Here is a 22,127-nt window from a genome sequence, read left to right on the forward strand (position 1 = left end):
CATGAAAGATGGGAGGAAAAATGTTTGGGTGGTTGTTTACGCAGTATCGAAAGCCCGGAAAGCTCCACTTCGGATCGAAGTGGCTCAACCTGCATGGGCGCTTCTTCATTGGTAACCCAGAAAGCTTTGGGCTCTCCGATTGCAGGGAAAACGTTCTGACCTCGTATTACTACCTGCGGGCGGACCGGAAGATGCCGGTGGCAAACGATGAGGACTTTGATGCCTGGAGGATGGACGCCCTGCGCGCCAGCCAGGTTCGGCACGCCAGCGAAAAACATGTGTCCAAAGCCGGCTTTCTTGTCACCTCCGCCGCGTGCGTGGCCCTTTGCTTTGGGGCATTGGTCGTCAACAAAGTGAAAGGAACACGCCCTTCGCCGGCGGCGATCCAACTCGCGCCCTCGTTGTCGTTGAACGAGTGCAAAAAGAAATGGACGAGCGGCACCATCACGCCTCAGGAAATCGTGGCGTGTCAGGCGCTATCTCAAACCAACAACAACAACAACGGGAGGCACTGAGCATGTTGCTATCGCTGATGGATTGGACGGTCGGTATTGGCCGCAAGCTGTTCAAGAAGGACGATCAAGCGTCGAGCACGCTGGAGCAAATCATTCTGGACGGCAATGACCGCTACGAAAACTTGGTCGGGCGCTTTGACGTGAGCGACCGCGTGAAGAGCCGCGTGCTGGACGTTCCCCCAGAGGATGTAGATATGGCGGTCCAAGCGGGCGCGGTTTTCGACGAGAAAGAGATGGCACTGGTTGTGCCCGAAGAACTGGATCTGGATCGGTTCCATCCGTGGTGGCCGAAGGTTCCGGAGGATCTGCGCAACACCCAGGCCCGCATGATCATCACCAAGGAAGGACGTCGTGCCGAAGGCTTCGTGCTGGGGGACGACATGGCGCTGGGCGGCGACAGCACTGCAACCTCGCTGATGTATCTGGCCTTCCCGCTGATCGGTGCGGTTCAATACTTCTTGGGCTCGCTCATTGGCGCTTTTAGTTACGTGGTGCTGCTGGCCGCGATTCCTTACTTTGTTGCGTTGAAGCAAGCGGAAGGGATGAAGGAAGCCTTCAAGGGCCTGGCCCTGATGGTGCTGCCCGTGCTGATTGCAACCGCCTCGGCGGCGTTGTCGTCCGCGCTCCATGTGGACGCCGCCAGCATCGAGCAGGTCCAGCAAACAGCGGCTGACCCCATGAGCAAGTTAGCGGAGATGATGGCGGTCGCCGCGGGCTTTGCCAAAATGGCGGGCATCGTTCTTCTGATCTTGACCATTCCTGGCCTGCTGTTGTTCGCGGCCTTCCTGAGTGCGGCCTCGCATCCCCACCGGGGTGTGCTGGGCGGAACCGCCGAGCGCTTCATTCAGATGATGAAGTGGATGGTGGTGATCTTGGCCCTGGTGGGGATTGGCTCCCTTCTCCCGGACGGGATGGGCGTGGCCGTGGCGTTTGTGATCGCGGCCATGTATGCCTTGCAGTTCACGGAAGGCAACTTCGTTCAAACGGCCGCTCGCCTCTACCTGCAGAACATGGATAACAACCTGGCGACCCAGGGTGCCCTGTCCAAGTCCCACGTGAAGGCCCGCGAGCAGCAGGCTGCCGAAGCGTTGCGCGACAACACCCCGCTTTTGAAGGTGGGTCGAGCGTCTGGTCACCTGAACGACCGCGGCCATGGCTTTGCGCCGGACAAGGGCACGGTGATGATGCTGTCCTGGCGCGACCTGACCCAAGGCCTGATCGTCTACGGGCGTATCGGTTCCGGCAAGTCCTTCAGCGTGCTGCGGCCGTTGGCCCGTCGCTATCGCGAGTCCGCATTGGCCGTAGGACTGCGGAATGAACTGAAGGGGAGCGCCGCGGGCGAGACCGTTCTTGATGCGAAGCGCAGCGGGGGGGGAGCACTCATCCTCGACGCGAAGGACGGCGCGATCATCTCCGATTTGGGCAAGGACGCGTTTGATATCGTCGTGCGCGCAGGCATGTCGGTGGCCCCCTACGAGGGCCTGGAGCCCGACCAAATCACCAAGGCCCTTCGCGGCGCGACCGGTGGCAAGGTCGATGAGAAGTCCAAGCTCTGGAGCGACGGCGGCGACGCGTTCCTCTTCCACACCGGCATCATCCTGAAGGCCGCATGCGAGCACGAGCAGGCCTACCGAGACTTCTGCATCGCCAAGCTGGAAGGGTTGGAGCACGCCCGGTTGATTATGCTGCTGGAGCGGGAGGAGTTGGAGAAGCGTGGCTTGGGGTTGGAAGACCTGGAAGCGGCGCTGGCTCGCGTGGAAGAGCAAATGGGCACTTACGCGATTGTGGCGGAGGCTTCCCGGAACTGGTTCTACACCCCATTCCACCATGCCAAGCTGTTGGCGATGGTTGAGCAGGTGGTGCCGACGCCGCGTGGCGGGGAGATTGCCAGCGCTCGCGTGCTGGAGTTGGTGAACTGGTTGGGGTTGGAGCGCCCGGATACGTCTAGCACTGACGAAGAGCGGGAGGCCTATGCCGCCTACTCCCGGGACTACCACAACCGCTTGGCCACCCGGTCCGAGACCGTCCATCCCGACTTGCTGCGTCCCATGTCCCAGCTGCAAAGCTCGCTGGAATGGGCATTGCTGGGCGTTCCTGCAATGCATAAAGAGCAGCGCCAGTCCTTCACGTTGAACTCGCGGGGGCTCATCGAAAAACTGCTTCGGGGTGAAAAGCTCCGGACGGCAGATGACATCCCGTGGCATTCCGTCGAACGTGGGGAAGTGGACGTCTCTCAGGCGCTTTACGGGAAGTTCGTGGGCTTGTTCCTGCCCCCCACCCAGTTCGGCGAAGCGGGCGACATGATGCAGCGGTTGCTCAAGCAGCGTGTCATGAACGGCATTCGGGCACGCGGGGCGCACGGCGACAAGTGGCGCGAAATGCTGCCGGGCCAAACCGACGTGCTGCTGATGATGGACGAGGCGCATTTGCTGCTGACTTCGGACGACGTGCTGCTCTTCAGCACCTCCCGAAGCCTGGGGTTGATGCCGGTGATCGCGGTGCAGGGCCACGACAGCCTTATCAACACCTACGGGTCGGAGAACGAAGCCGATTTGCTGGCCAACACCATGCAATCGGTCATCGCGCTCAACCACTCGTTTGTCACACGCAACTACTTGATGAAGCGGCTGGGCAAGGCTCAGTTGACCACCTTCAAGGAGCCGACGCGTGGCATCGATTTCTCGGGTGGCTTGACCAACTTCCGCCACAGCGTTCTCAACGATCCGAACCACCCCTACGCAGCGGCCTACGAGCAAATGCTGATGCAGGGCGCAGGCCGCTTGAGCGCGCTTCGCGTGGATCCGGCGACGGGGCGCAAATGGCGCGTCGGGGCTGAAGACACGGTGGGCCAAGAGGAGCTGGCACGGGACATCGACATGCCCACAGGGGGCAAGCGGGAGGTCCTGCCGCTCTTCCTGGAAGAGGAATACCCGGCCCTGACCGCTGCACGTGGCAATGCGATTGTCTCGCTCTGCCGGGCAGGCGTGAGCCGCACGGACTTGGCCGAGATGATGCCCAACGACTGAGCCCCAAAAGGGCAAGGCAACCCTTGCCCTTTTCCAAAATCGATCAATGCTGACCCAACCACCCATTTCCTTGAAGGAGGACTTTATGAGCAATACCCACCTCGATGCCTTGAACGACCTGCTGGGCGCTCGCGATAAACGGCGAGCCAAGCTGGCCGGAGAGCGTCCAAACGACCACCAACCGCAGAAGAAAGCAGCCTTCGACCAGTCTCTGGCGAAGGACCAGGCCGATATCCAGGAGAAGCAACAAGCCGTGTTGGACTGGGCCAAGCAAGCCAAGCCCGACGAGATCACCGACGCGCGTGAGCGGTTGCACGCACAGGTGCAGCAGCGCGCTGAAGACGCGCCCAAAGACAAGCACGCCCAAGTGGTGTTCAGCACCGTGGACGAATGGCGACAGAAGCGCCAGCAGAAGGACGGAGGGCAATCCTTGGAGGAAAACATCCCCATGCTGACTGCGGCCCAGCGGCAGCAAACCATGGGGCCTGGTAAGTTGGGCTACGCGCACTACGCCGCCAGCGCGAAGAAGGAAGCGGACTTCATGAAGGGCTATGAGGCGGGCTTCGACTGGGACAAGCACGAGGCCCAAGTCCAGAAGAACATCTACCGTCAATGACGGTCCATTCCCCGTGTCGCATCCAGGGCCCTTCGGGGCCCTTTTTGTTGGGCACGTTCCCTTGTTTGTGAGTGGATCGATCTACCCATAAAAGCAAACGGAAAAAGCGGCTCAAAGCAAGAAGCGGGGTGGGGGTTGATCATCTGGGGAAGAGAGAAAAAAGGTTTGACTAAACATCAAAAGTGTCGATCAATCGAGATTTTTAGGGTTGCCAGTTTTATGGGATGTGGTTGACTGTAATCAGTCAAACACAACCGGGGGAGGCCCTTATGTATATTTTTGCCGATGCTTACGAGTTCGCCGTGGACAACGTGGGGAACCTGCTGATCACCTTGCTTTCGTTTTCGGTGGTGAGCTACGTGGCCGCCAACGTGGCAGGGTTGCTGGCTTGATGGCCTGGTTGAGGGGGGATTTGGAGCAGATGGATCTGCACACCGTTTCGCTTTTCCTACAAACCGGGGTTTTGGTTGGCGCGGCTTTCATCCTCAAGATCGCTTGCTGATTGCCAAAACCGAAAAAGACGGTATGCAAAGGGGATGGAACCCCAACACGACAACCCAGCAGGCAACCCAGGTGGGGGCGATTTCTTGAATCGTCCCCACGAGCCGTTGCTTCATCCCATCCTCCACCCCCTGACGCTGGCCCAGTTCTACGGGAAGCATCACGAGGCCGCCGCTGCCGCCGATGCGCGGGAAGTGTTGGACCTGGCCACGCGGTTCTGCCGAGAGGCCCAGGTTTTCGGGTTGGACACCCAGACCGACGCGGGTTTTGACTGGGTGCTGACCCCCAGCCGTTTCTCCAACCGCATTTCCCTGGAGCTGGGCAACCGAGCTGGAGGAACCAAGGTTCACGTCGAGCCCGGCATCACCCCCTCGCAACTGGACGTCACAATCCACGCGGGCGTGTTGGGCCACACCCGGCTTGCTCCGGCTTACCTCAACCTCCCCAGCGACGAGCGCGCCGGCCTGCTGGCCCAGCTCCAGCAATCCATCGCAGAAGTCCAAGCCAACCGAGCCGCCGCTGACCAGCTCCAGCTCCTGCGTGCCCAGCCCGAGTTGCCGCAGGAGGCCCCGGCGCTTCCCCAACTGGACATCGCCGGACTTCTCCAGCGCTACGAGGTCCCGGAAGAGCAGGCCAAGGCCACCGAGCAACACCTCATCCAAACCCTGGGCGGAACGCTCTCCACGATGCACGGAAGCGAGGTCATCGCCGCCGCGCACCAGCACTGCGAACACCCGGGGCTCTACGGCGCACCGTTTCAGACCTGGCTTTGCGAAAACAGCACCCTGGGCAACTTGGCCGCGGTCAATGCTTGCCTGGCGATGGGCGCCGATCCGAACTGCCCCAATGCCCGAGGATTGATGCCCATCCACCTGGCCGCGCGCCAGGGCGAGGGGGCCATCGTTCGTCGGTTGCTGGAGCATGGAGCCGACCCCGCGCTCACGGCACCCAATGGGCAGACGACGTTGAGCATGGCTGAAGGCCACCGGGTGGCCCAGACCTACGTCGCGCTGGGCATGCAGCGCTCGGTCCAAAACTACCCGGCAGGACTGATGGAGCGTTACGGAGCTACGCCTGAGCAAGCGGAAGCATTGGAACTGAAGCTCATCGACGCCCACGGACCCCAACTCGCCCGCTTCCATGTGGCGGAACTTCTGGCGTCCGCGCACGCGTTCCATCCCGAGCTGACGTTCAACGTCCCTTCGCAAACGTGGCTGGAAGAAGGCATTTCGTTGAACGCGCCCGAGGTGGTGGACGCAGCGCTGCACCTGGGGGCTGACCCTAACCAGCCCGACGCGATGGGCGACCGTCCGCTTCACCAAGCCGTGCGTTCCGAAAGTCACGTCATCGTCCGCCGGCTTCTGGAAGTCCAAGCTGATCCCTCGCAGGTGAATCACTTCGGCCAGGCCCCACTGCATCTCGCTGCGCAATGGAAGCAGGCCCGCGTTTGCCTGGAGCTCATGGCCGCAGGCGCGGACCCGGGGCAGTTGGATCGGGAGGGGCGCAAGCCGGGCGACGCTCACCGGGAGAAGGCACGTGAGCAAGTCCACGATTTATGACTGCTGGAGCTGGACGGTCCCGTCGAGCATCGAACCAAGTCGGGCCGTCCGCTATTGGCCCCGGGCCCTGCTGTCTGGGGCGTGTGTGGCTGGTCTGGTCTTCCCAGCAGCGCTTTGGTTGGGCTGGCAGGTGCCCAGCAGTCACACGCTCATGAACTTCAACCAGGCCCTCACTGGCAGCCTGGCAGCGCTGGGCAACCTTGCCACCGGCACGATCTCATTCCGAGAGCCTGCCGCCGCATTCTGGGAGGTGGCCAAGGAGCAGGCCACGTTTGGCACGTTGGCACGGGTCGGCGTCGCCGCTTGCTTGGCCGGGTGGGCGTCGGCTTGGGTGACGCGTCGGGGGTTAATCCCGCGCTCAAATACCTGGCATGTGTCCGGCGCTCAACTGCTACAGGGGAAAGAGGCCCTGACTGAAGCCCGGCGTCGTTCGCTCACGAAGAAAGAGCAGGAAGACGAGCTGCATGCCTTGTCGCTGCATCCCGACTGGATCGCAAGCAAGAAGCTGCTGGCCCGGCACATGTTCATCTACGGCAGCGTGGGCAGCGGTAAGAGCGTCATCCTCAAGCACCTGCTGGAGCAAACGGTCCGTCTCAAAAAGAAAAGTTTCATCTACGACATCAAAGGGGACTTTACGTCCATTTTTAAGCACCCGGTCATCGTCTGCCCCTTCGACAAACGCAGTTGGATCTGGGACGTGGGCCGTGACGTGGCGACGCAAACCCAGGCCGCCGCGTTGTCCCAAAGCATCATCCCCCCGGAGGAGGGCAGCGGCGCATTCTGGGCGTCTGCGGCGCAAGCCTTGCTGGAAGGGTGCGTGCGCGAACTCCAGGCCACGAAGGGCAAGAGCTGGGGGTGGGCAGAGTTGGCCGCGTTGGTTGCCCGCCCAGCCGGACCCATGTCCCAAGCGCTTTCAATCCACTATCCCCGCGCCGCCGCGCTCATCTCCAATCCCGACAGCAACACCACATCGAGCTGCATGGCCGTGCTCGCCAACGGCACCGCGGTCATCGAGCGCCTGGCCTTGGCGTGGCCGGAGCGCAAGCCGGACCGCATGTTCTCGATGCTCGACTGGATCAAAGATTCCTATGAGGGTCGGAAGCAGGTCATCGTTCAATCGGGCCCAGACGAGGTGCTAACCAAGGCCTACATCTCCGCCATGATCAACTGCGCGGTGCCGGAAATCATCGGCCCCTCGCTGCCAGATGACGAAGCCGGGCGATTCCTGGGGTTCTTCTTCGATGAGCTCACTTCCGCCGGCAAGCTCAACATCGAGCCGTTGCTGGCCCTGGGCAGGTCGAAAGGCGTGGTGGCCTGCATGGCCGTGCAGGACTGGAGCCAAGTCGAGAAGGTCTACGGTGACAAGACGGCTCAGGCGTTTTCTGGGTTGGTCGGCACACACATCGTGTGTCAGCTCCAGGTGGGCGAGACCCGGGAGAGAATCTCCCGGAACCTGGGCAAGCGCACCGTGGCTTGGCGCACGCATGACGACAAGGCGACCGTCCACGAGGAGTCGAAATCCGTTGTTCCGCCAGGGCGCCTCACGGACGATCTGGGCTTCCGCAAAGGGAAGGCTTACGGCAAAGAACGTTGGGGCATCCGGGCCATCGTGCAGACCACGGGCGATTTGTTGTTGCTGGACTGGCCGGGTGTGAGTTATCCGAAGGTTCGAGAGGGGCAGAAGCGGGCGAGGTGGACGAAGCAGGGCGCTCGCCCAGTGGAGCAAAAACCCATGCCACAGAGTGACGCGCAGAGCGCCGCAGAGGTCCAGCGCGTGTTGAAGATGACCGCCGACCAGGCCGCCGCGGAGCTGCAAAAACGCGGTGCCACGCCGCCGAAGCTCCGCGCCGTTTCAGACGACGAGCTGGAAGCCATCTTCCGCAAGTAGTGGGGTTGTGGAGTCGCAGGGTTTTGGTAGATCTGAAGGGATAGCCAGGACCTGGAGAACTCATGATCAACACCACACTGCTGAAGCGAAACGCCGGGGGAACCAAGGGTGGTTCTGCGTCGATTTACTACCTCTTGGCCCAGGAAAAGCTCTCTGAAGAAGCCGAGCAGGCAAGCATGGCCGTGGGTTACTACAGCCGCTCCGCGCCGAGCAAAGAGGCGCAATCGAAGTTCTTCGGCGGCTTGGCCCAGCACCTGGGTCTGGCAGGCGTCCGCGCCACGGAAGAGCTGATGATTCCGCTGACGGATGGATTTGACCCCAAGACCGGTCGAGCGCTATGCCACGGAGCCGGGGATCGCGGACAGGTCAAAGTCCGCTTTGATAAGACCGGCAAGGCCCCGTTGCGCGACAAAGACGGCAAGGTGGTCACGTATCTGGCCGGTGGGCATCGCATCGGCTTTGACCTGACAATCAGCGCACCGCTGGATATCTCCGTGGCGTTTGCACTGGCGTCCGATCCGGCAGAGCAAGAGGCCATCCATGCCGCGCACCGCAACGCGGTCCAGCGGGCGATGGAAGCCTTCGAAGCCATGTCCGAAACCCGGCGCAACAAGGCCGGGAAAGACGTCATTGGGGTAGGGGAGGGGGGCTTGATCTGGAGCTCCCACCACCACTACGCCGCCCGAGCCGACGAAGCGACCGGGGAGATGGGCCCGAACCTCCACACCCACAACCTGCTCTACAACCTTTCCTTGGGCAACGACGGCAAAGAGGCCAGCCTCTCTGCTGAAGAAATCTACCGCTACCGCAAAGCCATGGATGAGGTCTACAAGACCGAGCTCTACCAGGGCATGAAGGCGCTGGGCTATGGGGTGGACCGCATCCGTGAACTGGACGACGACGGCCAGGAAACCGGGCGCGTCTACGCGCGGATCGCGGGCCTGGACGAGGAGGTGACGGATCGCTATGGCAACCGCCGCAAGGAAATCCTCGCTTACGCGGCCAAGCACAACGTGTCTAATCAGCAGGCCACGTTGGCCACGCGCAAAGACAAGGACGAGCCGCCTTATCAGGAGCTCATCGCGCACTGGCAGGACACGCTGAAAGGCTTCGACGTATCCACGGAAAGCCTGAAGCAGGCCAAGGGCAACGCGCACGAAATGGAGCAAAAATCCCCGGCAGAACTGCTGGAGCGGCTCCATGAGACCGACGCCATCTTCTGCGACCACAACCTCTTGGAGGTCTTGGGCCAGGAATACTCCGGCAGCGTGACCGTGCCAGAGCTCTACGGCTTGGTTGAAGCGTTCAAGAAGGAGCACGGCCTGGTGCTGGTCAACCCCATGCGCCTGCACGACGACGACAAGGGCGACTCGCTGGCAAGGCGGCATACCCAGGAGCGCTACTGCGCCCCGTGGATGCTCCAGATCGAGCAGGAGGTGGTGGCCTTCGCGATTGAGCGAGCCAAGGAAACCCATCACCACGTGCCCCAGGCCGACGTGGACCGGGTGGTGAAAGACTACGAGAAGGCCAAGGGCCTTCAACTCTCCCAGGAGCAGCGCCACGCGTTGGACCACATCACCCAGGGCAGCGGGGGCGTGGTCAATCTTTCTGGGCTCGCCGGAACCGGTAAAACGACGATCAGTGAGTGTTTTCGGGCAGCTTACGCAACCCAAGGATTCGAGTTGCTGGGCGTCTGCGTTTCCAACGCCGCGGCCGAGAAGCTGGAGGCGGAAAGCGGCATGTCCAGCGTGAGCATGGCGCAGATGCTCCATGACCTGGACAAAAGAAAGATGCAGTTCCGCAAGACGGACGTCATTGTGGTGGATGAGGCAGGCATGGTCGATGCGCGCAACACCCACAAGCTTTTCAGCTACGCCGCCAAGGCGGGGGCGAAGGTCATCATGCAGGGCGACGTGGAACAGCTTCAGCCCATCGGAGCTGGGTCCGGCTTTCAGTTGACCAAGAGCGCGGTGGGTGATGCCAAACTCACGGAGATCCGACGCCAGGGCAAACAGGAAGACCGAGAAACCGCGTTGTCGTTCTACGCCACGGACGAAAGCGGCCAGATCATCGATCTGAAAAAGGCCAGCCGTTCCCGGGCGCAGACCCTCGACAAGGGCAACGAAATCAAGGCCCGGTTGCTCGACACCATCCGCGAAACGGCCACGGAGAAGGACGCCCGCGAGCGCTTGCTGCACGAATACTTCGAAGACCCAACCCCGATGCAGGAGAAGTTGGTCATCGCCCACACCCGTGCAGACGTGGCCGCGCTCAATGCGGGCATCCGGGCTGGGTTGAAAGAGCGTGGAAAGCTGGACCAGGAAGAGGTGGTGATCGAGGCCCGGGACAAGGGGCGCAAGTTCGACTTGGCCTTGTCGAAAGGCGATCAGATCGTCTTCACCGCGAAGAACAAGGACCTGGGGGTCATCAATGGCACGCAGGCCGTGGTGGAGAACATCAAGCCCTCAAGGGCGGGCGGCTACGACATCAGCGTTTCCATTCGCTCGGAGACCAAGGCCGATGGCCGGCGATTGACGTTCAACAGCTTTGAAATGAAAGCACTGACGCATTCCTATGCCGGGACGGTTCACAAGAGCCAGGGCCAAGGCAAGCGGGAGGTCTACCACCTGGCGAACCTGGGCATGCTCGACGCCCACAGCGCCCTGGTGGCCTACACCCGACTCACGAAGGGTTCCTACCGCATGTATGCGACGTCCGATGACGTGGAGCGGTTGAACGAACGTCTGGGGCTGGAACGCCTCAAAGAGACCGTGCTGGACGCGGGACTGAAAGACGATCCGCAACGGCCGGTTGTCCAGCCCCCTGGGGCAGCTGCACGTCCCACCACTCAACGTCCAGCCTCTCAGCGAACGGGCATCCAAGGCAAGCTCGACGCGCTGCTAAAGGAACGCCAGGAACAGAAACAGGAGAGGGTGGCCCAAGCCAAAATAAGCGAAGCGGAGCGCAAGGCCCGCCAACTGCTGGAAGTGTTCAAGCAGGCTCGGCGCCAGAAGGCTCTACAACCGACGCCCAGAGTCCAGTGGCCGACCCAACAGCCCCGCCAGCGGCAGGGCTTTGGGCAGTAGCCGTCAGGCGCGGCCTTTCACGATGCGGTGCTTGAGCTGCGGGCGGACAAAGCTTGGAGGGGACGATTTGTCCAGTGGTTGCACCCGGACTTGGTAGAGGCCGCTTTCGCACTTGCGAAGGAGGTCTGCCTCGTCGGTGATCTCAAGCGTAACGTCCTTGGTGTTCCCTTGCTTTGCCAAGCGGAAAGCCACGCGTCCCGTGTCCTTGTTCTTCATCATGACGGGGACGACTTTCTTCCCATCACCGCGAACCAGGTGGAAGGTCTGGGCAAAGCGGTCATCGGTGGTGCTGGTCATCGGAACGCGGTCCTTGGAAACTGGTGCTGGGGGGGGAGTCGAAGAGGCGGCGGGGCGAGCGGCCTTGGCGACGGCAATGACCGATGCGAGTGCAGTAGGCGCCACGGGCCTTGAACCAAGGGCTTGGACTGCCAGCTGCAGCTTTCGCCCCGACGTCGAACCCATGTCCCCGCCCAGCCAGTGCTTGAACTCAGCGTTGGAGGGGCTCGGATGCGCGGCGAAGACCCAGACTCGGCCCTGCGCAGTGAAGGCCACCTCGTTGATGTCCTGGTAGTCGGCGAACTGGTTGCGCATCAGGGCTTTGACGCCCTTGATGTAGGCATCCGTGGTCCCGAGCATCACGACCCTTTCGACGCTGGCAGGCAGCGGGCTCAAGTGCTGCTCCACGCAGGAGCGCATGACTTGCCGGGTGAATGCCGCGGAGACCGCCTTGGGCATGATGGTGCCGCTGGTGGTCAGCTTGCCGTCGATGTCCAACGAGAGGCCACAGCGAATCAGGGAAGCCGCACCCAGCCAACGGCTCGACGCCGAGAGCGCTTGGTCAACCGTTTCCGTTCCCAGGTCGATGCCCAGCGCATCGAGCACCTGGCGCAAGCGAGGGCGCATGCGGGCGAAGGCGACCCCATCAAAGCTGCCGGATTGAGACGCGGAGATCTGGGTGGCGCCCTTGGAGAACCCCAGCACCAAGACCTTGGGTTCGCTGGTGCCCCAATAGCCGGGATTGGCGCGGAGATGCCATCGCCCCTCAACGCGCAAATCGCTGTCGGAAGCGTGGCAGTTTCGGCAAGCCTGCCATCCATGTTGCAGTGTCATTGAAGCCCCCATGTTGTCCCTGAGGGCAGTATATGTAGGGCACGGTTCATAGGCGCGCAACCCATTTCCTTAGGCGCGTTTTAGGCGATACGATCCGTTCTCATTTGAGTTGTCGGCTCAACGACCCAGGCCCAGTGCGAGCAGGACCAGGCAGAGGATCCCGGGGTAGATAAACCACCACTTGAACACAATCCACCCCGGACTCCCGCCCACTCCCCGAGCCGGCGTGGGTGCAGCACCGGGCCAGGTGTAGCCGGCAGCCAAGGACTTTATGTAACCCGTGGTGCGGCGACGCGGATTGCGGATGATGAGGCCAGGCGGCTTGCTATAGATTCGCCAGCCATGCTGAAAGGCCTTGTAGCGCCACGCGTATTCGTGAGCCTCAGCATCGGCCTGGGTGCCCGTCATGCTCGACAGCGGGACGAACGAGAATCGGCGTCCCTGCCAGCCCCCACGAGCACTGCGGTGCTGCTGCTCGCGTTGCTTTAAATCGACGGTCTGCCCCACGTAGCAGCACCCGTTGTCAAAGAACAACCCGTAGAGATGGCGTGGGCGGGGCAGGTATTTCTGATTGCGTTTCCAGTTCAAGGGTCCTCCATCGATGGGTATACCTACATACCCATAAAAGAAAGAACCGATTCGTCAAGCCATGGCACGAACAAGGGCCCCGAAGGGCCCTTGCCGAGATACGATCACCTCCTTTTCCACCACGCAATCGTTTAGCGCCCCAAGTTGATGCTCAACCCGAAGCCGGCCACCGGCTTGTTGCCAGAGCCAAAGGACAGGCCAGCAGAAATACTGGTGCGCTCAGACACCCGAGCACCCCAGCCCACGGCCATTGCAGCACTGCCCCCCGAGAATCCCACGCCCACGTTCAGGTTCACCTGGCCAACGGCCGTGCCCCCGTTCTGCGCCGCAGCGGTGGCCATCTGGCTCATCGCTCCCAGTTGGGCGCTCAAACCGTTGATCCGGCGATCCTGGTGCCGCAAACGGCGGTCCGTATCGACCCAGCGGTCATTCCACACCTGCTGCATTTCGTAGATCTGCGAACCGTTCACAGCATCCGTCGAATCGCGCTCGATGCGCCCCGGAGCCACGTTGGTCACGCGCTGGTTGCCCGCGTTGACGCCTGCGGTGGTCACTGACGCCCCGTTGGCCACGGTGAAGCCCGAACTGCTCATGGTGACCGATCCAGCGCTCACCGAACCGCTCTGGGAGAGCTGAACGTTGTCCGCCACGCCCACGGTCTGGGTGCCATCGGCGTTGTCGGTCACGGTGGTGTTGGTGCCCGCCGTGACGGTCGAGCCGCCCGTGCCGTTGCCGGCGGTTCCATCCACCCCATCGTTGCCGGCAGGCCCTTGTTCCCCTGGCTCCCCTTTCAGGCTTGCCAGCCAAACTTGTTCATTGCCTTGGAAGCCGTTGGCCAACGCCACCTCGTAAGCGCTCAACCCATCTGCGCCACGCGGGCCTGGCGTGCCCGAGCCACCGCCTGGATTCTGCTCTTGGACAGTCAAGCGACCATCAAGATCATCCATAGCGGCCTCGACAGTGTTGTAGGTGGCTCCACTACGGAACTGAAAGATGGGCGCGACAAAGTTGCCGTTGACGAACGTGGCACCGCCGCCCAGCGCTTGGGCCGCCTGACGGACCTGTCCGAGGTTTGCGACGTCGGTGTCCGAGGTGCCGGCGCGGACGTTGGTGATTCGGCGGGTGCTCTGGCCTCCGTCCTCAGAAGTGGATCCCACGCTGACTTCGTCGCTGGCCCAGCATCGGCTATGGGAGCCCAGGGCGACGCAATCTTGCGCTCGTGCTTCTGCCCCGGCGCCCAGTGCGACAGACTGGCGCGCGTCGGCGACCGTGGAGGAGCCAATGGCGACTGCATGATCCGCGTTGGCTTCTGCCAAGGTGCCCTGAGCCAACGACGAGTTGCCTCGCGACCGGCTGAAGTAGCCCAGCGACAACGAGAGGTCCCCGCTGGCTTGTGACTGGACACCAGCCGCCAAGGAATGGACGCCGGTAGCCGCGGATTGCGCTCCTAGGGCCATGGCCGCTTCGCCCCCGGCGTAGCTCAGCGTGCCTACCGCAACGGCGTTCACCGCCGTGGCATTCGCGGCTTGGCCCATCGCAATGGAGTTCGCGCCGGACGCTTGGGCATTCGTGCCCGACGCCACTGCGTTGTCTGCAGAGGCGTTGGCTTGAACACCGGTGGCGACGGCCCCGTTCCCGGAGGCATTGGCATAGGCCCCCGTTGCAGTGGCATTCGGGGCTAAGGCTTGGGCGTATTCCCCGGTCGCCGTCGAGTTGGGGTCCGAAGCCGTGGCCCCGGTCCCCGTGGCGGTTTGAGCAAACGATGGTGAGGAAAACAACGCGCCCCCCATCAAAGCCGTCAAAATCGAAATGCGAAGCGAAGCCATGAAAACCCTCCGAGTATGGATTGATACTTCATCCATAGCAGGCGATTTCATTTCCGCAAGGCGATCATCCGATCTTTTTCAATGTGTTAGGAAAGGTCGCAAAACAAACCCGACGCGGGAGCGTCCAGTTCCAGGCCATCCGGTTTTCATTGCCCCACGCCAGACACTCCGTTTCCATGCCAGCAGGACACCAGGCCGGAGCCAGCGCCCGGGCCAGCACTTCAGAAGAGGGTGTCCCGGTCACTGGAGGAAACGCGCCCGGCTTGCGTCCCTGCCGGTAGGCCCACTTGGCCTGGCCGCACTCGGCTTTCAGTTCGACGTGGGGATAGTCTTTCGGGTTGGTCCACCGGCCGCCCCAGTTCAGCCCCACGATCTCCGCCAGCTCGCCAAAGCGTTGATAGCCGGCCATTACATAGGCATCGTCCAGGTTCCAGCTCGGCTCGCCATTGACGAAAACGGCGGCATCCAATGCGAGGCCGAAGTTGTGGCAACTACTGTAGGCACCAACCGTCGTGACATTAGAAGCTGAAGCGAGTAGCGCAGCTTGCCGCTCTGGCGAACGGTAGCCCTCGACCGGGCGGACGTCGTAGCCCTCTGCTGCGAGTTGAGCTTGGACGGCTTCAACCTTTTCCCGCAGCGCTGGGGAAACCCCTTTCCACATCCTTTCACTTTTCGGATGGAAGAACCGGTAAATGGCGCCGTGCGGCTTAGGGGTTTGGTAGATCCAAGGGGTGCTGGGCTTGGGTTTGGGTTGAACGGTCGAACACCCGGCCAAGGCCAGGCAAGCCAGGATGGCGGTGATGGTAAATCGGGACTGCATGCTTTCCTCCCAGAAAGATCGTTGGATGCATTCAGGGATAGTGGATTGTATGGAAAGCGCAAGGCGAAAAAAATAAAAAGCCCCCGAGTCATCCGGGGGTGGGGGCTTAATGAGGCATGGGGAGGTAAGAAAGCATGCCTCATTAGTTAATAGCACGCATCAAATAAAAGTCAATCCAGGTGACTACGCCGCAATCACCACGATCTCTCCTGTCGTCGCCGCTTCGTTCACAGCGTCGACATCGAAGTGTTCGAGGGCGAGAAGGTCGGCCTGGTAGGTAAGGGCAGGGATGGCTTGCTGCCCCTGTTGGATGAAAGAAGTCACCTTGCTCAGCTGATCTTCGGTGATGCTGAAAGCGAACTGGCGATCCGAGGTCAAGGCCTGCACGCGGCTCCCGTTGAGTTCCTCCAGATCCTGCGCAAGGTTCCGAAGGGTTTCTTGCCCGCGCTCGCGGGCTCCCACCTTGGTCTGGATATGGGAGAGGAACAGGCCAAGGTTCACTAGGCGGTCTTGGAGAACCTGGATATCAATCAAGCGAGCTTCGTTGTTGCTTGCTGCCTTAACTGCGTGGCGCTGCAACACCAGCTTGGTGAACTGGTATTGCTCGTGGAAATCTTGGATCTTGTGCTTGAGGAGCTCCGTGTCGCCTTCCTCAAAGTGCTGTTGGCAAGCCAGGACCAGGCCGCGGAACCTCGCCTCATCCATCAGCAAGCTACGCTCGTGGGCCTCGCTCACCAGCTGAAGTGTCTGGGCTATGCCAGCGGACTGGGACTCGATTTGGCCGCTGATCTTGTTGAGCTTTCTACAAACAATGACGAAGCCTGCGGTTGTGACCGCCAGGTTCAAGCCAGCCATGGCGAGGTTTGCCATCTGCAGGGCCTGAAGTGAGCCCATGCTCTGTTGGAGGACATCAATGCCGCCCTGAAGATTGCCCATACTTTGTTGCATGGCGGCCTGCAGTTGGGAAATGCTCTGCTGGGCCTGCTGCGGGTCGCTTGGGAATACAAGGTGCGCGGCGATCTGGCCCCCCTTTCCAGTTCCCGCGGCGTATCGCACCACGCCGCCAAAAACGTTCAGCTCCCCAGAAGCGACACGCGCAAGGATGTCTTGGAGCTTGGGCAGATCACGCGCCAGCTCTGCATTGATCAGAGACATGCTTTCAGCCTCTCACAATAGTGTTGGAAATCGGCGTCGATCCGCTTGCGACGAATCTTGGCGATCTGGAGAACAGCCGGGATTGTGATGCGGAATGCTGGGCCTGTGGCTTCATAGAGTGAGTATCCCGCGGCCCCAACAGCGACAGGCCCCGCGACAAACGATGCTGCACGAGCGCCCAAAGCGGATGCAAAGCCTGCGACCCCACCAGCGGAGGCCAAGCCTGTTGCCGTCCCTGCGTTTTGAACTAGTTGTTGCACCACCTTGTCGATGACCGAGTTCGGCGTGGTCTCGCCAGCGCCCTCTGCAGTTGCATCGTCGGGCGAGTATTTCCCGATGGCTCCCGCAAGGGCCAACTCTTCGAGGGCATAGACGTCGGCGCCCTCTGGGATCTTGCTACCCAGCTTTTTAGCAACGTCTTTAGCTAGCTCCGGGTATTCGACCCCGGAGGACCTGTAGGTGTTCATCAGGGTGTTGCCGCCGAAGTCGCAGATCTCCTTTTCCAGGACATCAGCAATCGACTGAAGGGCCCCTTCGGCCTTTCGCTTAACGATGAGCGCCTTGATGCCAGAATCGAGCGCGAGCCGCCCCTTGCCGTTGTCGGTGATCAAGTCAGCAAGGACATCCAGATCTTCACTGCCGGCTTGAGAAAGAAGCTCGGCCAATGGCCGGTTTCGTGGAACGCTGAAATCCATGTTTTCCCCTGTATGGGCTGCCTAGCCCGTCTGTCTCTTGGCGTTAGGGCTCGATCTACAATCGGCCCTTCGAATCGGATTCTAACCAAAGCCGCCGTAGTCTCGGTCATTGGAGTCGCATTGAAAGAGATCGGCAGTTCGGTCACTGGAAAAAGCGCGTGCAGCGCTTCTCGGCCATGAAGAGCGAGGGGCGGGCGATGATGGAAGTCGAGATGGGCTGCTCAGGGGCCGAACGGCGGCGGCGCCGTTGTCAGAATCTCGGTCAGCCCACGCGGCTGCTCAGTGTGGAAATGGTTCGTTCCCTAACGCGTCCAGCGATTGCCGCTTGGGAGTCCTTGCGAGGTCGGGACTTGACCCTAAGGAAGAGGCGATGAGCCGCGCCGCGGTTCAAGAGTCGTGTAGCGACAGTGTAGCAATGCCAGCCCTCAGTGGGCGCGGTCCCGGAAAATATCTTTCAGAAACATACGGATGCAAAGCATGCGCCCGTGATGCTTCATCAGCGGGGTGTGTTCGGCGGACTTTTCTTTTGACATGGGGCTCGTGAATCCGGGGCGTCCGGCCGCGCCGGAGGGCGGCGGCAGCGGAGCTGGTACAGGGCCGTCCATGGTAACGGGTGGAACGGGTCGCGCGTCGGCTGCCTGCTGTCGCAGCCGAAGGTTGGGGCTATCAAGCCCGGCAGCGGGGGTGTAGCCTCCGGTCTGCGGCCAGGCTGGCGGCACGACAATCAAGGAGCGAGCGATGACGCAACATTCTGCGCCCCATGAAGGCCCGCAGGCCAAGGCCGCCGTTGAAGCACCGCCATCGCTCTACATCGTCGCGCTCTACCAGATTGTGGGTGGCGCCTTGGCCCTCTACGGCATGCTTGAAGTCTATGGGCCGAAAGTGCCGGAGTACCAATTGCTGGCGCGGATGAGCCTCTACCACTCCTTGCCTTATGCTGCGCTGGTCACTGCCGGTGTGCTCAACGGACTGGCGGGCATCGTGATCGGGGTGGGCATATTCGCGCGCTGGGGATGGGTTCGCCCACTGTTCGTCATCATGTTCCTGGAGACCATGGTGCTGAAGCTGGTCGATATGAAAAGCGCTGGCCCATTCGAGTTTCTTACGCTTGGCGCGATCTTCTGCGTGTCGTTGTACTGCGCGTTCCTGTTGTACCGTGAGCCGGCAAGCCGCTACTTCGCCAGCCGGGCACGCTGAGTCGATCGGATGCCTGGGCATGCGCAGGATGGAGTTCGATACCGTCAATCCGGTACGAGTGTGATGTTCGGATGGCTGTTGAATATCTGCATGACGATCTCGAAGTAGGTCTGGCCCTCGCCCCGTTGCAGCGCCTGCAGTTGGCGGGCAATGGCTTGCGTATTGAAGCGCCCTGGTGCGTCGAGCTTGGCCTGCAGCCAGCGGCCGGTGGCATCCGCGCCCAGGGCCGTTCGGCTGTGCGCGATGTCGCGCCAGATGACCCTGGCCTGGCCATGCCCGGCCAGCGCGCCATAGCCACCATGCAACAGGTCGTCCAGCGCATCCAGGCTCGGTCCAAGTTGCCAGTGCTCGCTGGCCATGAATACGCGGTTGATCTCCGCATACAGGCTGGCGATATCGTTTATGGAGGCGCCTTCGATGTGCAGCACAAGGGTCATGTGTGGTCTGTAGCCCGTCTGGAACGGTTCTGTCCGCTACAGATAACCTCTGGAGATTATGCAGCAGCGTGAGCGGGGCCTTGGCGCGGAGCCGGTCTGGTTTCAGTCGATCGTTGCGTTGTGATGAATCGTTGAAAATTATTTTTCGGTTAATCGCAACTGCATTTTTATGCTTGCGCTCACAGTTTAAATGCTTTGGATCGATTCAGTAATATCGACCCATAAAGTTTCCCTTGCCTGAGCCGCAACCGATCGTACGGTCATGATCAAGGGAATTGAGATGCTCGCCTTACGAAACCTCCGTGTGGGTTCCCGGCTGGGTGCCGGTTTCGGTCTGCTGTTGCTGTTCATCGTGGCCATCGTCGGCCTGGCGCTGTACGGAAATCACCTGAAGTCCGCCCAGTTCGAGAAAGTGGTGGACGTCAACATGGTGAAGATGCGGCTGTTGAACGACATGCTGGATACCAACAACGCGGTGTTGATGCACCGCCGGCTGATGGTGATCAAGCGCGGCGAGGATTTCGACAAGGATTATCAGAAGGCGCAGGAGCTGTCGCAGACCTACGACGGCATCTGGGCCAAATACATCAAGATTCCGCGTGATGCCACCGGCGATACCCTGGTTGCGAAAATCGACGCGGCACGCAAGGCCACCGATACGTCGACCCAGCATCTACACGATCGGATGAAGGCCGGTGATTTCGACGGCGCGGCCAAGGAGCTGCTGGCCGAGCATGGCTTGGCCACCGCCTGGAACGAATCCATCTCGGCCCTGCTTCGGCATCAGGAAATGCTGACCGAACGGAGTCGTGAGGAATATCGGTCGACCGAAGCCTGGACTGGCACGTTGTCGATCGTGTTCGGCGTGCTGAGCCTGGTACTGGGTTCACTGGCGGCGTGGGCCATCACCCGCAGCCTGACCCGTCCGCTGGAAGGGGCGGTGAAGCTGGCCGATGGCATCGCCAACGGGCGGCTGGACAGCAGCGTCGATGCCTCCGGCAATGACGAGGTCACCCAGTTGCTCCGGTCGATGCAGCGCATGCAGGCGCAGCTGCAGTCGGTGATGGCGGCGCAGGGCGAGCTGGCGCGCCAGCACGATGCGGGCAGCCTCAGTTACCGCATGGACGAGAGTGCCTTCCCCGGCGACTACGGGCGCATGGTGCATGAGACCAATGCGCTGGTCGGCTCGCACGTGCAGGTGCAGAACCGGCTGATCGAGGTGATGAAGCACTACGCGCGCGGCGATCTGTCGGTGGACATGGACCCTCTGCCCGGCGAGAAGGCGGCGATCACCCAGGCGATGGACGAAACCAAGTCCAGCTTGTCGGCGATCAACAGCGAGATCCGCCGGTTGGCGACAGCGGCTGCGGCAGGCGACTTCAGCCTGCGCGGCGACGAAGATCGCTTCGCCTATGATTTCCGCGACATGGTGGCCGGGCTCAATCGCCTGATGCAGACCACTGACGAGAACCTGGTGCAGGTCTCGACCCTGCTGCAGGCCATCTCGCGCGGCGACCTGACCGTGCGTATGCAGGGTGATTTCCATGGCGTGTTCGCGCGCATGCGTGATGACTGCAATGCCACCGTCGATCAGCTCAAGCAGATTGTCGGCCGCATCCAGTCCAGCGCGTCCAGCATCAACCTGGCGGCAGGCGAGATTGCCTCGGGAAACACCGATCTGTCGCGGCGCACCGAGCAGCAGGCGGCGAACCTGGAAGAGACGGCGGCATCGATGGAGGAGCTGACCTCCACCGTGAAGCAGAACGCCGAGCATGCCCGCCAGGCCAACCAGCTCGCGATTGGTGCGCACGGTGTCGCCTCGCAGGGCGGCGAGGTGGTCGGCCAGGTGGTCACCACGATGTCGGCCATCGAAGCCTCGTCGAAGAAGATCGCCGAGATCATCAGCGTCATCGACGGCATCGCGTTCCAGACCAACATCCTGGCCTTGAACGCGGCGGTGGAAGCTGCGCGTGCCGGTGAGCAGGGCAGGGGCTTTGCGGTGGTGGCCAGTGAGGTGCGCACGCTGGCACAGCGCTCGGCCGGTGCGGCCAAGGAGATCAAGGGCCTGATCGAGGATTCGGTGGGCAAGGTGGCCGACGGATCGGCGCTGGTCCGTCAGGCTGGCACGACCATGGGCGAGATCGTCGCCTCGGTGCAGCGGGTGACCGACATCATGGCCGACATCTCCGCCGCCTCGCAGGAGCAGAGCTCGGGCATCGAGCAGGTGAACCAGGCGGTAGTGCAGATGGACGAGACCACCCAGCAGAACGCTGCCCTGGTGGAAGAAGCGAGCGCCGCCGCACGCTCGATGGAGGAGCAGTCCAACCTGCTGGCCGAGGCGGTATCGGTGTTCCGCACTGGCGCGGTGACGGCCGCAGCTGCAGTACGCCCGGCCTTGGCCGCAGTGGCTGCCACGGTTACCCCGGTGCGCCGTCCGGCATCGCTGTCGCCACGCATCGAACCAACGCTGGCGGCCAATGCGGGCGGCTGGGAAGAGTTCTAGCAGGGTTGAATTGCCGGCAGGGAGACGGCGCCCATCACGATGGCTGATCGTGATGGGCGCGGATTTTCTTCCTGAACGCGCGATGGCCGATGAGGTGGCGGACACGCGCATTTCACTTCCGGTTGCCAACCGCGGGAGGACACTTGCGCCATACCGGAACTCAGGAGATGGCCATGAAGACCTCGACCCGATTGCTTGTGCTGGGCACCCTGCTGGCGGCTTCGTCGGTGGCCGGCGCGCAGACGTATGGGCCGCGCGATGAGGGACGCAAGTTCAACGACGGCAGCCGCGTGGTCTGCAAGAACGTGGAAGTGCAGCGCAACTCGCGCGATCCCAACCGCATTACGGGTACCGCTACCGGCGCCGTGATCGGTGGCCTGCTCGGCAATCAGGTTGGCGGCGGCAACGGCAAGAAGCTGGCCACCGTGGCAGGCGCCGTCGCCGGTGGTGCGGCCGGTCGCCAGATCCAGGGCAACAGCCAGCAGAAGAATGGTGATCGCGTCGTCGAACGTCGCTGCGAGCGCGTCTACCGCTGATTGCTCGACCCGTTACCCCTTCCACACTGCAGTACTCGGACGCCGGCCCCATGCCGGCGTTCGTCGTTA

The 22,127-nt window shown here is 61.9% G+C and carries 17 protein-coding genes; 10 read left to right on the forward strand and 7 right to left on the reverse strand.

Features of this window, described 5'->3' with window-relative positions:
- Positions 1 to 20 precede the first annotated feature (20 nt).
- From AC3ITW_RS06295 to mobF, 7 genes are all read left to right on the forward strand, one after another.
- Positions 21 to 515: a hypothetical protein gene (locus AC3ITW_RS06295; protein WP_197593388.1), complete on the forward strand. Its 495-nt coding sequence runs from the start codon at positions 21 to 23 to the stop codon at positions 513 to 515.
- Positions 516 to 517: 2 nt separating this feature from the next.
- Positions 518 to 3,541, forward strand: a complete 3,024-nt coding sequence (locus AC3ITW_RS06300) for a TraM recognition domain-containing protein (protein WP_235645984.1) — start codon at positions 518 to 520, stop codon at positions 3,539 to 3,541.
- Between the two features lie 85 nt (positions 3,542 to 3,626).
- On the forward strand, positions 3,627 to 4,157 hold the full coding sequence (locus AC3ITW_RS06305; RefSeq protein WP_489390154.1) for a hypothetical protein: 531 nt from the start codon (positions 3,627 to 3,629) through the stop codon (positions 4,155 to 4,157).
- A 269-nt stretch (positions 4,158 to 4,426) separates the two neighbouring features.
- Positions 4,427 to 4,549, forward strand: coding sequence for a hypothetical protein (locus AC3ITW_RS06310; protein ID WP_255313069.1), 123 nt, complete (start codon positions 4,427 to 4,429; stop codon positions 4,547 to 4,549).
- Positions 4,550 to 4,744: 195 nt separating this feature from the next.
- Entirely contained in the window at positions 4,745 to 6,217 is a 1,473-nt protein-coding gene (locus AC3ITW_RS06315; protein ID WP_162792543.1) for an ankyrin repeat domain-containing protein, read from the forward strand.
- Positions 6,218 to 6,368: 151 nt separating this feature from the next.
- Positions 6,369 to 8,105 carry a type IV secretion system DNA-binding domain-containing protein gene (locus AC3ITW_RS06320; RefSeq protein WP_235648848.1) on the forward strand — a complete coding sequence of 579 codons (1,737 nt, stop codon included), beginning with the start codon at positions 6,369 to 6,371 and terminating at the stop codon, positions 8,103 to 8,105.
- Between the two features lie 62 nt (positions 8,106 to 8,167).
- Positions 8,168 to 11,191: a MobF family relaxase gene (gene mobF / locus AC3ITW_RS06325; protein WP_114618617.1), complete on the forward strand. Its 3,024-nt coding sequence runs from the start codon at positions 8,168 to 8,170 to the stop codon at positions 11,189 to 11,191.
- A gap of 3 nt (positions 11,192 to 11,194) precedes the next feature.
- Here mobF and AC3ITW_RS06330 read toward each other — a convergent pair whose 3' ends face one another.
- The 6 genes from AC3ITW_RS06330 to AC3ITW_RS06355 all read right to left on the reverse strand — a co-directional run bounded on the left by AC3ITW_RS06330 (position 11,195) and on the right by AC3ITW_RS06355 (position 17,385).
- On the reverse strand, positions 11,195 to 12,301 hold the full coding sequence (locus tag AC3ITW_RS06330) for a hypothetical protein (RefSeq protein ID WP_162792544.1): 1,107 nt from the start codon (positions 12,299 to 12,301) through the stop codon (positions 11,195 to 11,197).
- Positions 12,302 to 12,418: 117 nt separating this feature from the next.
- Positions 12,419 to 12,889 (reverse strand): GIY-YIG nuclease family protein, encoded by a 471-nt coding sequence (locus tag AC3ITW_RS06335; RefSeq protein WP_099470569.1) that lies wholly within the window; start codon positions 12,887 to 12,889, stop codon positions 12,419 to 12,421.
- 131 nt (positions 12,890 to 13,020) lie between these two features.
- The gene (locus AC3ITW_RS06340; protein WP_162792545.1) at positions 13,021 to 14,715 is read right to left on the reverse strand and encodes a YadA-like family protein; all 1,695 of its coding nucleotides are present in this window, start codon (positions 14,713 to 14,715) and stop codon (positions 13,021 to 13,023) included.
- Between the two features lie 64 nt (positions 14,716 to 14,779).
- Positions 14,780 to 15,535, reverse strand: coding sequence for a M15 family metallopeptidase (locus AC3ITW_RS06345; RefSeq protein WP_050483500.1), 756 nt, complete (start codon positions 15,533 to 15,535; stop codon positions 14,780 to 14,782).
- A gap of 183 nt (positions 15,536 to 15,718) precedes the next feature.
- A complete protein-coding gene (locus AC3ITW_RS06350) occupies positions 15,719 to 16,690 on the reverse strand; it encodes a hypothetical protein (protein ID WP_114618621.1) in 972 nt (323 codons plus the stop codon).
- Positions 16,681 to 17,385 carry a YaaW family protein gene (locus AC3ITW_RS06355; RefSeq protein WP_145513009.1) on the reverse strand — a complete coding sequence of 235 codons (705 nt, stop codon included), beginning with the start codon at positions 17,383 to 17,385 and terminating at the stop codon, positions 16,681 to 16,683. The genes AC3ITW_RS06350 and AC3ITW_RS06355 overlap by 10 nt, the downstream gene beginning before the upstream one ends.
- Before the next feature lie 738 nt (positions 17,386 to 18,123).
- On the opposite strand from AC3ITW_RS06355, the gene AC3ITW_RS06360 reads away from it, so the two are divergent.
- Positions 18,124 to 18,582, forward strand: coding sequence for a hypothetical protein (locus AC3ITW_RS06360; RefSeq protein ID WP_004149778.1), 459 nt, complete (start codon positions 18,124 to 18,126; stop codon positions 18,580 to 18,582).
- A gap of 44 nt (positions 18,583 to 18,626) precedes the next feature.
- Here the strand turns inward: AC3ITW_RS06360 and AC3ITW_RS06365 are convergent, their stop codons facing one another.
- The gene (locus AC3ITW_RS06365; RefSeq protein ID WP_004149780.1) at positions 18,627 to 19,019 is read right to left on the reverse strand and encodes a barstar family protein; all 393 of its coding nucleotides are present in this window, start codon (positions 19,017 to 19,019) and stop codon (positions 18,627 to 18,629) included.
- 280 nt (positions 19,020 to 19,299) lie between these two features.
- Between AC3ITW_RS06365 and AC3ITW_RS06370 the strand changes: the two genes are divergently transcribed.
- Entirely contained in the window at positions 19,300 to 21,522 is a 2,223-nt protein-coding gene (locus tag AC3ITW_RS06370) for a methyl-accepting chemotaxis protein (protein ID WP_489390155.1), read from the forward strand.
- Positions 21,523 to 21,689: 167 nt separating this feature from the next.
- Positions 21,690 to 22,058 carry a glycine zipper 2TM domain-containing protein gene (locus tag AC3ITW_RS06375; protein ID WP_032127541.1) on the forward strand — a complete coding sequence of 123 codons (369 nt, stop codon included), beginning with the start codon at positions 21,690 to 21,692 and terminating at the stop codon, positions 22,056 to 22,058.
- Positions 22,059 to 22,127 lie beyond the last annotated feature (69 nt).

The organism is Stenotrophomonas sp. KH_052 (assembly GCF_057838755.1).

Bases quoted from the DNA above. Each gene is read 5' to 3' on its own strand.
- AC3ITW_RS06300 (WP_235645984.1), top strand. From the start codon at position 518: ATGTTGCTATCGCTGATGGATTGGACGGTCGGTATTGGCCGCAAGCTG.
- AC3ITW_RS06330 (WP_162792544.1), bottom strand. From the start codon at position 12,301: ATGACACTGCAACATGGATGGCAGGCTTGCCGAAACTGCCACGCTTCC.
- AC3ITW_RS06375 (WP_032127541.1), top strand. From the start codon at position 21,690: ATGGCCATGAAGACCTCGACCCGATTGCTTGTGCTGGGCACCCTGCTG.
- AC3ITW_RS06350 (WP_114618621.1), bottom strand. From the start codon at position 16,690: ATGTCTCTGATCAATGCAGAGCTGGCGCGTGATCTGCCCAAGCTCCAA.
- AC3ITW_RS06295 (WP_197593388.1), top strand. From the start codon at position 21: ATGTTTGGGTGGTTGTTTACGCAGTATCGAAAGCCCGGAAAGCTCCAC.
- AC3ITW_RS06365 (WP_004149780.1), bottom strand. From the start codon at position 19,019: ATGACCCTTGTGCTGCACATCGAAGGCGCCTCCATAAACGATATCGCC.
- AC3ITW_RS06340 (WP_162792545.1), bottom strand. From the start codon at position 14,715: ATGGCTTCGCTTCGCATTTCGATTTTGACGGCTTTGATGGGGGGCGCG.
- AC3ITW_RS06310 (WP_255313069.1), top strand. From the start codon at position 4,427: ATGTATATTTTTGCCGATGCTTACGAGTTCGCCGTGGACAACGTGGGG.
- AC3ITW_RS06345 (WP_050483500.1), bottom strand. From the start codon at position 15,535: ATGCAGTCCCGATTTACCATCACCGCCATCCTGGCTTGCCTGGCCTTG.
- AC3ITW_RS06320 (WP_235648848.1), top strand. From the start codon at position 6,369: ATGAACTTCAACCAGGCCCTCACTGGCAGCCTGGCAGCGCTGGGCAAC.
- AC3ITW_RS06370 (WP_489390155.1), top strand. From the start codon at position 19,300: ATGCTCGCCTTACGAAACCTCCGTGTGGGTTCCCGGCTGGGTGCCGGT.
- AC3ITW_RS06355 (WP_145513009.1), bottom strand. From the start codon at position 17,385: ATGGATTTCAGCGTTCCACGAAACCGGCCATTGGCCGAGCTTCTTTCT.
- AC3ITW_RS06305 (WP_489390154.1), top strand. From the start codon at position 3,627: ATGAGCAATACCCACCTCGATGCCTTGAACGACCTGCTGGGCGCTCGC.
- mobF (WP_114618617.1), top strand. From the start codon at position 8,168: ATGATCAACACCACACTGCTGAAGCGAAACGCCGGGGGAACCAAGGGT.
- AC3ITW_RS06360 (WP_004149778.1), top strand. From the start codon at position 18,124: ATGACGCAACATTCTGCGCCCCATGAAGGCCCGCAGGCCAAGGCCGCC.